Raw genomic sequence first — 13,109 nt, 5'->3', positions numbered from 1 at the left:
GACGGAACCGTCCTTGCGAGCGGCGCGAAGCAATCCAGCAGCGCCACGCTCACCGAGGTCGCGCGGCCCCGGGTCGCTTCGCTACGCGGGCAATGACGACGGGATCGAAGCGTGCCGCACGCTACTCCGCCGCCTGCCGGACCTCATACCCCAGCCGCTCGTTCAGCGCGCGGATCAGCTTGGCGGCCGCCTCGGCGATCACCGTGCCGGGCGGGAAGATCGCCGCCGCGCCGGCCGCCGTCAGCGCCTCGTAGTCGCCCGGCGGGATGACGCCGCCGATGGCGATCATCACGTCGTCGCGACCCTGCTCGGTGAGCGCCGCCTTCAGCTCCGGCACCAGGGTCAGATGGCCGGCCGCCAGCGACGAGACGCCGACGATGTGGACGTCATTCTCCACCGCCTGCCGCGCGGCCTCCGCCGGCGTGGCGAAGAGGGGTCCGATATCCACGTCGAAGCCGAGATCCGCGAAGGCCGAGGCGATCACCTTCTGGCCGCGGTCGTGCCCGTCCTGGCCCATCTTGGCGACCAGGATGCGCGGCCGGCGGCCGTCATTCTCCTCGAACGCCTCGACCAGCGCCCGGACTTCCTCGATCACAGGCGACATGCCCCCCACCTCGCGCTTGTAGACGCCGGAGATCGAGCGGATCTCGGCGCGGTGCCGGCCCCAAGCCTTCTCCAGAGCCTCGGAAATCTCGCCCACCGTCGCCTTGGCGCGGGCGGCCTCGACGGCGAGTTCCAGCAGGTTGCCGGCGCCATCGGCGGCCTTCGTGAGCGCGTCGAGCCGGTCCGCGACCGTCGCCTCGTCGCGCTCGGCACGCAGGCGCTTGAGCTTGTCGATCTGGAGCCGGCGGACGTTGCCGTTGTCGACCCGCAGCAGCTCGATCGCCATCTCGTCGTCGGCCCGGAACTTGTTGATCCCGACGATGGTCTGGCGGCCGGAATCGATCCGCGCCTGGGCCCGGGCTGCGGCCTCCTCGATCCGCAGCTTCGGGATGCCGGCCTCGATCGCCTTGGCCATGCCGCCGAGCCCGTCGACCTCGCGGATATGCTCCCAGGCGCGCGCCACCATGTCGGCGGTCAGCTTCTCGACGTAGTAGGAGCCGCCCCAGGGATCGACGATCCGGGTGGTGCCGCTCTCCTGCTGCAGGAACAGCTGGGTGTTGCGGGCGATCCGGGCCGAGAAGTCGGTCGGCAGGGCCAGCGCCTCGTCGAGCGCGTTGGTGTGGAGCGACTGGGTGCCCCCTTGCGTCGCCGCCATCGCCTCGATGTTGGTGCGGGTGACGTTGTTGAACACGTCCTGGGCGGTGAGCGACCAGCCCGACGTCTGCGAGTGGGTGCGCAGGGCCAGGGACTTCTCGGATTTCGGATCGAACCCCTTCACGAGCTTCGCCCAGATCAGGCGCGCGGCCCGCATCTTGGCGACCTCCATGAAGAAGTTGGTCGAGATCGCCCAGAAGAACGACAGGCGCGGGGCGAACTGGTCGATGGTCAGCCCGGCGGCCAGCCCCGCCTTGATGTACTCGACGCCGTCGGCGAGCGTGTAGGCGAGCTCCAGGTCGTTCGTCGCCCCGGCCTCCTGCATGTGGTAGCCGGAGATCGAGATCGAGTTGAACTTCGGCATGTTCTTCGACGTGTAGGCGAAGATGTCGGAGATGATCCGCATCGATCCCTTGGGGGGATAGATGTAAGTGTTGCGGACCATGAATTCCTTGAGAATGTCGTTCTGGATCGTGCCGGCGAGCTTCTGCGGCGGCACGCCCTGCTCCTCGGCGGCGACGATGTAGAGGGCGAGGATCGGCAGCACCGCGCCGTTCATCGTCATCGACACGGTCATCTCGTCGAGGGGGATCCCCGAGAACAGCGTGCGCATGTCGTAGATCGAGTCGATCGCCACGCCCGCCATGCCGACATCGCCCGAGACGCGGGGATGGTCGGAATCGTAGCCGCGGTGGGTGGCGAGGTCGAAGGCCACCGACAGGCCCTTCTGCCCGGCCGCGAGGTTGCGGCGGTAGAACGCGTTCGAATCCTCGGCCGTGGAGAAGCCGGCGTACTGCCGGATCGTCCACGGCTGGGTGACGTACATGGTCGGGTACGGGCCGCGCAGGAACGGCGCGATGCCCGGATAGGTGTCGAGGAACTCGATGCCCTCCCGGTCCTCCGGCCCGTAGCGGCCCTTCACCGGGATGCCCTCCGGCGTCATCCAGGGCTCGCCCAGGGCCGGGGCCGCGATCGCGAGCGATTCGCCGGCGAGGGGGATTTCGGCGAAGTTCGGGATGCGGGAGGTCATGGCGTTGACTCGTTGTGGCGTTTGTCACGCCATTATAGGGACCCGCTCGGAGCGGGCTACTCCCCTATCGGTCAAGCTTCCGCGGAGCCGCGCAGCACCGGCGCCTCAGCGCACCTCAGCGCACCTCAGCGCAACGTGGCGTCCCGGTCCCCCGGGCCGCGCCGCAGCAGGTAGACCCCGGCGCCGGCCAGCATCAGCGCCATCCCGTACCACGTGATCGCGTAGACGAGGTGGTTGTTGGGGAAGGCGATCACCGTCAGGCCGCCCACCGGCAGGCCGCCGGGATTGGGCGCCGCGTCGGCGTCCACGAAGTAGGGGGCGACGTCGGTCAGGCCGCGCGCCGCCGCGATGGCCGCCACGTCCCGGGAGTACCAGCGGTCGTCCTCGGGGTCGTTGGAGCGCAGGAACGCGCCCTTCGGCTCGGTCAGCCGCAGGAGACCGGTGACCGCGGTCTCGCCTGCGACCTGCCCGGCCGCCCGGCTCGCCGGATCCCGCCGGTCGCCGGGCACGAAGCCGCGGTTGACCAGCACGAGAGTCCCGTCGGGACGGCGCAGGGGCGTCAGCACCCAGAAGCCGCCGCCCCGCTCGGTGACCGCCTGAACCAGGGTCTCGCGATCGTTCAGGAAGGTGCCGGAGACCCGGACGTGCCGGTAGGCGTCGTCGGGGCCGACGCGCGGCCACGCGGCGGGACCGGGGGCCGGCACGGGCGGGGCGTGGACCCGGGCATCGACCCGGGCGATCAGGTCGAGCTTCCAGGCCCGCCGCTCCACCTGCCAGGTCCCGAGCCCCAGCAGCACCAGGAAGACGAGGCCCGCGCCGACGCCGAACACGGCGCGCCGCAGCAACGAGAGCGGGGCCGGGGAGGGGGCCGATCCCGGATCGGCCACCTCTCCCGACCCCGCGGGCCTCGTCTCCGGACGCGCGCTCAGCGGGCGTTGTTCATGACGTCGTGGGCATCCATCGGCATCATGTTGTGGTTGAGGTGGTACATCACCCACACCGAGCCGGCGAGCATGATCACCACCAGCGTGATGGTGAAGATCAGCGCCATGAAGGTCCAGCCGCCCTCCGACTTCGTGCTCATGTGCAGGAAGTAGATGACGTGCACGACCATCTGGACGCCGCCGAGCGCCAGGATGACCAGGGTGGTGACGAGGCTGTTGTCGAGGACGTTGCCCATCACCAGCCAGAACGGGATCACCGTCAGGATCACCGACAGGACGAAGCCCGTCATGTAGCTCTGGAAGGTGCCGTGGCCGCCCTCGCTGTGGGCGTGGGCGTCGTGCGTGTCCTGACCGTGGCCGGTGAGGTGGTGTGCGTCGGCGCTCATTCGAGCACTCCCATCAGGTAGACGACGGTGAAGACGCCGATCCAGATCAGGTCGAGGAAGTGCCAGAACATCGACAGGCACATCAGCCGGCGCTTGTTCTCGACGATCAGGCCGCGCTTGCCGACCTGCACCATCAGCACGACGAGCCACAGGATGCCCATCGAGACGTGCAGGCCGTGGGTCCCGACCAGGGTGTAGAACGAGGACAGGAACGCGCTGCGCCAGGGCGGCGCGCCCTCGTGGAACAGGTGGACGAACTCCCGGATCTCCAGGGCCACGAAGGCGACACCGAACAGGCCCGTGATGGCGAGCCAGATCTGAGTCTGCTTCACCCGGTCCCGGTCCATCTCCAGCATGGCGAAGCCGTAGGTGATGGACGAGAACAGCAGCATGGCGGTGTTCACCGCGATGCCCGGCAGGTCGAACAGCTCCTTCGGGGTGGGGCCGGCCGCGTAGCTGCGCCCGAGCACTCCGTAGGTCGCGAACAGGGTCGCGAAGATGAGGCAGTCGCTCATCAGGTAGAGCCAGAACCCGAGCATGGTCGAGCCCTCGGAATGATGGCCCTCCTCGTCGATCTGGTAGAAGACCGGCGCCGCGGCGCCGGGGGGTGCAGTCTCCGCGTGCATCATCGGATCACGCCATCTCCAGTTCGCGCGTCCGCTGACCTTCCGTCCGACTGACAACGTCGGCGGGAATGTAGTAGTCGCGATTGTAATTGAAGGTGTGGGCGATCGCCACGACGAAGATCGCCACGAAGCTGAGGATCGCCAGCCACCAGACGTACCAGACCATGGCCAGGCCGAAGATGAAGTTCAGGACCGCCAGGATCGCGCCGGCCGCGGTGTTCTTGGGCATGTGGATCGGCTTGTAGCCCTTGAGCGGACGGTCGAAGCCGCGGTTCTTCATGTCCCACCACGCGTCGGAATCGTGGACCACCGGCGTGAAGGCGAAGTTGTAGTCCGGCGGCGGCGAGGAGGTGGACCACTCGAGCGTCCGGCCGCCCCACGGGTCGCCGCTGAGGTCGCGCAGCTTGTCGCGGTTCCGGATCGAGACCACGAACATCACGATCTGCGAGGCGATGCCGCAGGCGATGAGCGCCGCGCCGATGGCGGCGATCACGAACCAGATCTGCAGCGACGGGTCGTCGAAATGCTGCATGCGCCGGGTCACGCCCATCAGGCCGAGCACGTAGAGCGGCATGAAGGCGACGTAGAACCCGGTCACCCAGAACACGAGGGCCATCTTCCCCCAGAACTCGTCGAGCTTGAAGCCGAAGGCCTTGGGGAACCAGAAGGTGACGCCGGCGAACATGCCGAACAGCACGCCGCCGATGATCACGTTGTGGAAGTGCGCGATCAGGAACAGCGAGTTGTGCAGCACGAAGTCGGCCGGGGGCACCGCCAGGAGGACGCCGGTCATGCCGCCGATCACGAAGGTGACGATGAACGCCACCACCCACATCATCGGCACCTCGAACCGGATCCGGCCGCGGTACATCGTGAACATCCAGTTGAAGATCTTCGCGCCCGTCGGGATCGAGATGATCATGGTCGTGATCCCGAAGAACGAGTTCACGTCCGCGCCCGAGCCCATCGTGAAGAAGTGGTGCAGCCACACGAGGTAGGCGAGGATGGTGATGACCACCAGCGCGTAGACCATCGAGGTGTAGCCGAACAGGCGCTTGCCGCAGAAGGTCGAGGTGATCTCCGAGAACACGCCGAAGGCCGGCAGGATCAGGATGTAGACCTCCGGGTGACCCCAGATCCAGATCAGGTTGAAGTACAGCATGGCGTTGCCGCCGAGGTCGTTCGTGAAGAAGTGCGTGCCGACGTAGCGGTCGAGCGACAGCATCGCGAGAACGGCCGTGAGGATCGGGAAGGCGGCCACGATCAGGATGTTGGTGCACAGCGCCGACCAGACGAAGATCGGCAGCTTCATCATGGTCATGCCGGGCGCCCGCATCTTCACGATGGTGGCGACTAGGTTGATGCCCGAGAGCAGCGTCCCGATACCGGCGATCTGCAGCGCCCAGATGTAGTAGTCGACGCCGACGCCGGGGCTCATCGCCGCACCGGAGAGGGGCGGGTAGGCCAGCCAGGTGGCGCGGGAGAACTCGCCGACGAACAGCGAGACCATCACCAGCAGGCCGCCGGCGACCGTCATCCAGAAGCTGAAGTTGTTCAGGAACGGGAAGGCGACGTCGCGGGCGCCGATCTGCAGCGGCACGGCGAAGTTCATGAGCCCCGTGACGAACGGCATCGCCACGAAGAAGATCATGATCATGCCGTGGGCGGTGAAGATCTGATCGTAGTGGTGCGGCGGCAGGAAGCCCTGCTGGTCGCCGAACGCGACCGCCTGCTGCGAGCGCATCAGGATCGCGTCGGCGAAGCCGCGCAGCAGCATGATGCCCGCGAAGATGCAGTACATGATGCCGATCTTCTTGTGGTCGATCGACGTGATCCAGTCACGCCACATCGGCCCCCAGAAGCGGTAGTAGGTGATGACGCCGAGGACGGTGAGGCCGACGACGGCCACGCCGGCGAACGTCGCCTGCAGGATCGGCTCGTGATAGGGGATCTGCTCGATCGTAAATCGCCCGACGAGCAGCTGCTGTAGGTCCAGGTTTGCGAACATGGGATCGGCCCGTTCAGTGGGTTCGACGGCGACCGCCGGTTGTGTGTGTGGAGTCCGCTGTCAGCACGCGCGGCCTCACTGGTTCAGCTGCTTGGGGGCGATCTGGCCACCCTCGCTCTGGCCCTCGCCGGAGCCCTTGCCCTGGCTGTCGGGCGACTTCTGGCCCCGGACGTCCGGGTTGCCCATGTCGGGCCGCGGCTTCATGCCCTGCGGCTGCGTCTGGCCGTGCGGGGCGGTCTCGGAGGCCGGCGCCGTCGCGCCGGGCGCCTCGACACCGCGCTCGGCGAGGCGGTTGTCGTACTGCAGGCGCTTGTAGTTCTCGGCGGCCTCCGCGCCGTGGGCACCGCCCTGCGCGTCGATCTTCACCATCTCGCCGACGCACATCTGGTCGGGCCGCGGGCACATGCCGATGATCCGGTCGTAGAGGCCCTTCATGTACGCCTTGTAGAACCGCGCCGGCTCGGCCTCGCTCGGCTCCTCGAGCTTCAGGTAGGCCTCCTGGGTGAGCTCGCCGCCCTCGGCCTTGGCCTTGGCGACCCACTTGTCGAAGCCCTCGTTGGTGAGGCCGTGGAACTTGAAGAACATGTTGGAGAAGCCGGCGCCGCTGTAGTGCGCCGAGCGGCCCTCGTAGGCGCCCTCGCGGTTGATCACCGCGTGGAGCTGGGTCTGCATGCCCGGCATCGCGTAGACCATGCCGGCGAGCGTGGGCACGTAGAACGTGTTCATCACGTCGGTGGCGGTGATCTTGAAGCGGATCGGCCGGTCCACCGGCGCGGCGAGCTCGTTGACCGTGGCGATCCCGTATTGCGGGTAGAGGAACAGCCACTTCCAATCCATGGCCACCGCCTCGACCTCCAGCGGCACGGTGCCGGCCGGAACGTCGCGCTTCGGGTCGATCTTGCTGAGCGGCCGGAACGGATCGAGGGTGTGGGTCCCGATCCAGGTGAGGGCGCCGAGCGCGATGATGATCATCAGCGGCGCCGTCCAGATCAGCACCTCGAGCTGCGTCGAGTGGTGCCACTCGGGATCGTAGACCGCGTCCTCGTTGGTGGCGCGGTAGCGCCACGCGAAGATCAGCGTGAAGGCGATCACCGGGACGATGATCAGGAGCATCAGCCCGGTCGCCGCCAGCACGAGGTTGCGCTGCTGCTCGGCCACGTAGCCGGCCGGGTGCAGGACCACGAAGTTGCAGCCGCCGAGCAGGGTCAGGAGCGGCAGGGCGAGGAGCGGCAGGAGGCGCCGCCCGCGGCCGCCTCGGCGGGTCGCAGTGTCGGTCCTGTCCGGTCGATGGATCGTGGAGGTCACAGCACGCGTCTCGTCATCCCATGCCGCTGCCGCGGCGCTTCTGCCGTGCCGCGCGAGGCGGCGTTCCAGTCAGCTTATACGGGCGGGCCGGGCGGCCAGCGCCGCCGCCCGCCGACTCACATCTGGCGCAGTTCCGACCGGTCGGTGAACAGCGCCACGAGGCTGCAGACCGCGCCGGAGAGGAGGTAGACGCCGATCATCGCCAAGCCGTAGCGCTGCGACAGGAACAGGGCCACCAGGGGGGCGAAGCCGGCCCCGATCAGCCACGCGAAGTCGGAGGTCAGCGCGGCGCCGGTGTAGCGGTAGCGGTTGCCGAGGCGGGCGCTCACCGCACCCGCGGTCTGGCCGTAGGCGAGGCCGAGCAGCATGAAGCCGATCGTGACGTAGATGGTCTGGCCGATGGCGCTCTCGCCGAACAGGAGCGGCGCGATGATGCTGCCGACGGCGAAGAAGGCGATCAGCGAAGAGCTCATGATCAGGCAGTTGCGGCGGCCGATCTGGTCGGCGATCAGGCCCGAGGCCGCCACCGCGCCGGCGCACACGATCGCGCCGGAGAACTGCACGATCAGGAACTCGCCCGGCGAGCGGGTGGTGCTGTTCAGCGCGAGCCACGCGATCGGGAAGATCGTCACGAGGTGGAACAGCGCGAAGGCGGCGAGCGGCACGAAGGCGCCGCGGGCCACGTCGCCGGCGTGGTGGCGGAACAGCTCCAGGGCCGGGACCGGGCGCAGCCGGTCGAGGTCCATCATCCGGGCGAACTCGTCGGTGGCGACGAGGCGCAGCCGGGCGAACAGCGCGACCACGTTGATGGTGAAGGCGCAGTAGAACGGGAAGCGCCAGCCCCAGTCGATGAAATCGGCCTCGTCGAGGTTGACCAGGAAGAACGCGAACAGCGCGCTCGCCACCATGAAGCCCAGCGGCGCGCCGAGCTGCGGGATCATCGCGTACCAGCCGCGGCGCTCCCGCGGGGCGTTCATGGCGAGCAGCGAGGCGAGACCGTCCCAGGCGCCGCCGAGGGCGAGGCCCTGCAGGATGCGCAGGCCGGCCAGGATGTAGACCGCCGAGATGCCGATGCTGTCGTAGCGCGGCAGGAAGCTCACCGCCGCCGTCGACCCGCCGAGCAGGAACAGGGCCGTGGTCAGCTTGACGCTGCGCCCGTGGCGCCGGTCGATCGCCATGAACAGCACGGTGCCGAGCGGCCGGGCGATGAAGGCGAGGGCGAAGATCGAGAAGGCGTAGAGCGTGCCCTTCAGCGGGTCGACGAAGGGGAAGAACACCTTCGGGAAGACCAGCACGCAGGCGATGCCGAACACGAAGAAGTCGAAGTATTCGGACGCGCGCCCGATCACCACGCCGATGGCGATCTCGTTGGGATGGACCTTGTGGTCTCCCATCGCCTGCTGGGCGTCGCGCTCCAGGCCCGCGACCGTAGGGGTGTTCGCACTCATCTCTGATTGTCGCCCTCGCCGCGCGCCCGTGGGGACGCCTTGGCCGGAACTGCCTCTTGCGGCATGTCCAGAGGTATCGCAACCGGCTCCGGACGCAAGTTCACCCACTGACGCATGCATAGCACCGCGCGGTCGCCGGTCACCGGCGGCGGCGAGGGCGAGGACCGCTCACACGCGGTAATGCGCCGAATTCCGTGACAGGTTGATGTTGTAATAGGGGTCGGCGCGCAGCTCCGGTCCCCAGCGGTCGAGCATGGTCAGCACTTCGCCCTCGAAGCGCTTCTGCTTCTCCGGCGTGTCCTCGGCCCCGCGGCTCTTCGACTCGTGATGAATCAATTTCGCGAAGGGCGTCCAGACGATCCGGTAGCCGGCCCGGCGGATCTTCAGGCAGAGATCCACGTCGTTGAAGGCGACCTTCAGGGCCCGCGCGTCGAAGCCCCCGACCTCCGTGAACACGTCCGCCCGCATGGCCAGGCACGCGCCGGTGACCGCCGAGACCTCGTGGGCGATGACCATGCGGCAGAAGTAGCCCGGATCCGCGTCGGCGACGCCGAGATGGCTGTGGCCGGCCACGCCCCCGATCCCGAGGACGATGCCGCCGTGCTGGATCGTGTGGTCCGGATAGAGGAGCTTGGCCCCGACGGCCCCGATCTCCGGCCGCACCGCGTGGCGGACCAACTCGGCGAGCCAGCCGGGCTCGAGCACCTCGATGTCGTTGTTGAGGAACAGGAGCACCGCGCCGGTGGCCGCGGCGGCGCCGCGGTTCGACAGATCCGAGAAATTGAACGCCCCCGGCACCGGCACGACGCGCACCCGCGGGTCGTCCCGGTAGCGGGCGAACAGGGCGGCAGTCTCGGGCTCGCGGCTGTCGTTGTCGACGATGATCACCTCGATGTCGGGGTAGTCGGTCGCGCCGAGCAGCCCGTCGAGGGTCACCGACAGGATCTCGGCCCGGTCCCGGGTCGGGATGATCGCGGAGACCCGCGGCGGTCGCGCCGGCAGCGGCCGGACCAGGCGGTTGAAGCCGCCGGGACCGCGCTCCGCCCGGCCGCCCCAGGGGGCCACGACCTCCTCCAGGGCGCGCAGGCGCGCGGCCTCGGCCCGGGCGAGCGACCGGTCCGAGAAGGTGCCGGAACCCTGCGCGGCGCGCCAGTGATAGAGCACCCGCGGGATGTGGCGGATGCGGGCGGGGTCGAGCCCGTCGGTCAGCCGCAGCAGCAGGTCGTGGTCCTGACTGCCCTCGAAGCCGGGGCGCAGGCCGCCGACGGCGCGCAGCGCCTCGGTGCGCACGACCGTGAGGTGGTTGATGTAGTTCTGGGCGTAGAGCAGCTCCCGGTCGAAGCAGGACTTGAAGTGCGGGTCGAACCGCCGGCCGCGCCCGTCGATCTTGTCCTCGTCGCTGTAGATCAGCACGAGGCCGGGGTCGCGGCGGAGCGCCCGGGCGACCTCGTAGAGGGCGTCCTCGGTGAGCGCGTCGTCGTGGTCCATGAAGGCGCAGACCGCGCCCCGGGCCATGCCCAGCGCGTCGTTGGTCGCCCGGGCGATGTGGCCGTTCTCGGTCCGGGCGAGGACGCGGATGCGCGGGTCGGCCTCGGCCGCCCGGCCCAGGATCCGCGGGATCTCGGGGCGCGTGGAGGCGTCGTCGACGGCGCACAATTCCCAGTGGGGGTAGAGCTGCGCGCGCAGCGACGCCAGGGCCGCCCGCAGCACCTTCGGGTCCGGATTGTGAACCGGCATCAGCACGGAGATCAGCGGCGGATCGGTCCAGGCGGCGATCTCGGCGGCGATCCCGTCCCGCTCCGCGCGGCGGAGGGTGTGGGTGCCGAGCCAGGCCTCGTAGCCGCTCACGCGCCGGTGGCGCAGCGCCCGGCCGAGGAAGCCCCGCGCGCGCACCTTCTTGCCGAGGATCCGCCAGGTGAAGGCCTGCACGGTCAGGCCGGGATCGCGCAGGAGCCCGCGGGCGGCCAGGACCGGCCGCGCGAGGCGGCGCACGGCGATCCGGCGCAGCCGGGCCGGCACCCGCCCCGCCGGGTCGGCGACGCGCAGCTCGGCGACGTCCTCGGGCAGGCAGCCGATCCACGCGAAGGCGCCGCCGCCCCGGGCCTCCTGGGGCAGCAGCGTGCCCGGGCGCCCGTCGGGACCGACGAAGCTGATGTCGGGGAGGGTGTCGCGGGCCTCGGCCGGGTCGTTGGACAGGATGATCTCGACCCAGCGGCCCGCGAGATCCGGCAGCGCGACGCGCAGCCCGTCGGAGCCCGCCCGCGCCGGGAGGGCGCGCCGCTTACCCCAGAGCCCCGTGACCTGCGCCGTCGGGAGGCGGGATTCGGGCACCGCCGGCCCGGTCGAACGCACCATCAACTCCAGCTCTTGTCGACCGAGGCCTTCACGGCATCCGACATGGCCACGTCGAACACGATCATGTCCTCGACCGCCTTGACGCTCTTCAGGCGCTCGGCCAGCGCCAGCGTCTCGGCCGGCACCGGCGGCAGGATCGGGATCGGCGTGCCGATCCCGAGGCGGTCGAACAGCGTCGACGCGAAGGCGGGGAACCGGGTCTTGTGGCCGACGATCCCGACCCGGGCGAGAATCTCGATCGCCGCGATCGAGTTGCCCGGGTGCAGCCGGTCGTCCGGCATGCGGGTCCCGAGCTGGCGGGTCAGCGGGTTGTAGAGCAGCCGGTAGGCGGGCTCGGGCAGCATGCGGAAGAAGCGCTTGAGGCTCTTCACGTCGGAGAAGTCGTACCCGTCCGCGAAGGCGGCGGCCTCGGCCAGCGGCCCCAGGCGCCAGCTGCGCCCGGGATCGGCGGCATCCGCGGCCCGGGCCTTCAGCCAGCGCATCCGGGCCGCCATCTCGATCTGCGGCTCCTGGAGCAGGATGGCCGTGACCATCAGGTCCGGCGTCATGAAGTTCTCGTAGCGCGGGATGGTCACGGCGCCCGACAGGAAGGCCGACGGGGCGGCCGGGCCGGCCAGAACGCAGCTCAGGATCTCGTCCGGCAGCTTGTGGATGCCGAAATAGCAGTGCTGGAAATACGGGAAGAGCGCCGTCTGGAGGACGGTCTCGGGCTCGATGCCGGTGTTGATCAGCATGGTCCGCAGCCGGATCTGACCCTCGACCGGCATGCGACGGTAGACCAGAACGTTGGTGTCGGCATCGTAGAGTTCGAGCCGCGGGATCTCGGACAGGCCGGGCACCTCGGCCTCGCTGACCACGAAGGTGCATTGCCCGGTGGCGTGCCAGCCGTTGCGCTTGAAGGCCTCGTCGATGACGCTGGCCGGGACCTCGGCCACGCGCCGCCCGTCGACCGCGACCATGACCCGGCTGATGGCGAGGGGATTGTCCGGCACGATCCAGCCGCGGATCGAATCGCCCTGATCGTGGTCGATGAAGTAGCGCATGTCCTGAAGCGTGAGGCGGCGGCATGCCGGCGCCAAGTGTCCGCCATGTGTCGCGGCGCGGCCGGATGCCGAGCGGCAGGGCCATAGCGCATTTTTCCGTCGGCGTGCACCATGGCGCGTTCGGCCCGGAGACGGATCCCGGCGGGCCGACCCCGCCGGCTCGATATGGCGGTCTCTAAGCCATTGACGCGGAATGCGCTATCCGATCGCGGCGCGGGGCGGTCGGGTCAGCGCGCGCCGCGGCCGGACCATTGAGGGACGCGACCGATCGGCCTGGTCACGCAGGTTCCGCTTGCGCCCTCGCCGGGCAGCCGCTATAGGCCCCGCCCACCGGAGCCCGAACGGCACCGGCCCGGGGGCGTAGCACAGCGGGAGATCACTACCTTGACACGGTAGTCGACACTCCTCATAAGCTACTGAGCAGTATGGACTATTTCGATAGCGTCCAGGTTCGGAGAACCTGATCGCGTTCGATGAGGAGACGTAGCACAGCGGTAGTGCATTCCCTTGACATGGGAAAGGTCACAGGTTCGATCCCTGTCGTCTCCACCACTCGACGCTGCGAACGGTCCGGCTTTTTCCAGAACAGGTGCCCCAGGCTGATCCAGTGCAGGATCACCGATCCTGAAAGGGACTGCCGAAGCCGGCGCAGCATCACGCGGCCTCCGGCAACGCGCCTGCCCGCCCACGCCTCGGTCACATAGTCG

Annotated in this window: 9 protein-coding genes and 1 tRNA gene; 1 reads left to right on the top strand and 9 read right to left on the bottom strand. The window is 69.0% G+C overall.

Annotated features, from left to right (window positions below):
* Nucleotides 1–121: 121 nt before the first annotated feature.
* The 9 genes from scpA to LOK46_RS09115 all read right to left on the bottom strand — a co-directional run bounded on the left by scpA (nucleotide 122) and on the right by LOK46_RS09115 (nucleotide 12,402).
* Nucleotides 122–2,287 (bottom strand): methylmalonyl-CoA mutase, encoded by a 2,166-nt coding sequence (scpA, locus tag LOK46_RS09155; protein WP_273563479.1) that lies wholly within the window; start codon nucleotides 2,285–2,287, stop codon nucleotides 122–124.
* 125 nt (nucleotides 2,288–2,412) lie between these two features.
* Nucleotides 2,413–3,174, bottom strand: coding sequence for an SURF1 family protein (locus LOK46_RS09150; protein ID WP_443192882.1), 762 nt, complete (start codon nucleotides 3,172–3,174; stop codon nucleotides 2,413–2,415).
* 38 nt (nucleotides 3,175–3,212) lie between these two features.
* Nucleotides 3,213–3,617 (bottom strand): cytochrome o ubiquinol oxidase subunit IV, encoded by a 405-nt coding sequence (cyoD, locus tag LOK46_RS09145; protein ID WP_043073575.1) that lies wholly within the window; start codon nucleotides 3,615–3,617, stop codon nucleotides 3,213–3,215.
* Nucleotides 3,614–4,246 carry a cytochrome o ubiquinol oxidase subunit III gene (cyoC, locus tag LOK46_RS09140; protein WP_273563478.1) on the bottom strand — a complete coding sequence of 211 codons (633 nt, stop codon included), beginning with the start codon at nucleotides 4,244–4,246 and terminating at the stop codon, nucleotides 3,614–3,616. Before cyoC ends, cyoD begins: the two co-directional genes overlap by 4 nt.
* 4 nt (nucleotides 4,247–4,250) lie before the next feature.
* On the bottom strand, nucleotides 4,251–6,251 hold the full coding sequence (gene cyoB, locus LOK46_RS09135) for a cytochrome o ubiquinol oxidase subunit I (protein ID WP_273563477.1): 2,001 nt from the start codon (nucleotides 6,249–6,251) through the stop codon (nucleotides 4,251–4,253).
* A 75-nt stretch (nucleotides 6,252–6,326) separates the two neighbouring features.
* Nucleotides 6,327–7,556 (bottom strand): ubiquinol oxidase subunit II, encoded by a 1,230-nt coding sequence (gene cyoA / locus LOK46_RS09130; protein WP_273563476.1) that lies wholly within the window; start codon nucleotides 7,554–7,556, stop codon nucleotides 6,327–6,329.
* A 116-nt stretch (nucleotides 7,557–7,672) separates the two neighbouring features.
* A complete protein-coding gene (locus tag LOK46_RS09125) occupies nucleotides 7,673–9,004 on the bottom strand; it encodes an MFS transporter (RefSeq protein ID WP_273563475.1) in 1,332 nt (443 codons plus the stop codon).
* Nucleotides 9,005–9,172: 168 nt separating this feature from the next.
* A complete protein-coding gene (locus LOK46_RS09120) occupies nucleotides 9,173–11,359 on the bottom strand; it encodes a glycosyltransferase family 2 protein (protein WP_273563474.1) in 2,187 nt (728 codons plus the stop codon).
* Nucleotides 11,359–12,402, bottom strand: coding sequence for a hypothetical protein (locus tag LOK46_RS09115; protein WP_273563473.1), 1,044 nt, complete (start codon nucleotides 12,400–12,402; stop codon nucleotides 11,359–11,361). The genes LOK46_RS09120 and LOK46_RS09115 overlap by 1 nt, the downstream gene beginning before the upstream one ends.
* A gap of 477 nt (nucleotides 12,403–12,879) precedes the next feature.
* Here LOK46_RS09115 and LOK46_RS09110 point away from each other — a divergent pair.
* Nucleotides 12,880–12,954: transfer RNA gene (locus LOK46_RS09110), tRNA-Val, on the top strand.
* The last annotated feature ends 155 nt before the right edge of the window (nucleotides 12,955–13,109 follow it).

The sequence above is a fragment of the Methylobacterium sp. NMS14P genome, from assembly GCF_028583545.1.
Lineage (GTDB): Bacteria > Pseudomonadota > Alphaproteobacteria > Rhizobiales > Beijerinckiaceae > Methylobacterium.
The sequence above is the reverse complement of the archived record's forward strand: the minus strand, read 5'-3'. Positions and strand labels throughout refer to the sequence as shown.

Excerpts from the sequence above, each read along its gene's own strand:
- LOK46_RS09125 (WP_273563475.1), bottom strand. The coding sequence starts at position 9,004 with ATGAGTGCGAACACCCCTACGGTCGCGGGCCTGGAGCGCGACGCCCAG.
- LOK46_RS09115 (WP_273563473.1), bottom strand. The coding sequence starts at position 12,402 with ATGCGCTACTTCATCGACCACGATCAGGGCGATTCGATCCGCGGCTGG.
- LOK46_RS09120 (WP_273563474.1), bottom strand. The coding sequence starts at position 11,359 with ATGGTGCGTTCGACCGGGCCGGCGGTGCCCGAATCCCGCCTCCCGACG.
- cyoD (WP_043073575.1), bottom strand. The coding sequence starts at position 3,617 with ATGAGCGCCGACGCACACCACCTCACCGGCCACGGTCAGGACACGCAC.
- scpA (WP_273563479.1), bottom strand. The coding sequence starts at position 2,287 with ATGACCTCCCGCATCCCGAACTTCGCCGAAATCCCCCTCGCCGGCGAA.
- cyoC (WP_273563478.1), bottom strand. The coding sequence starts at position 4,246 with ATGATGCACGCGGAGACTGCACCCCCCGGCGCCGCGGCGCCGGTCTTC.
- cyoB (WP_273563477.1), bottom strand. The coding sequence starts at position 6,251 with ATGTTCGCAAACCTGGACCTACAGCAGCTGCTCGTCGGGCGATTTACG.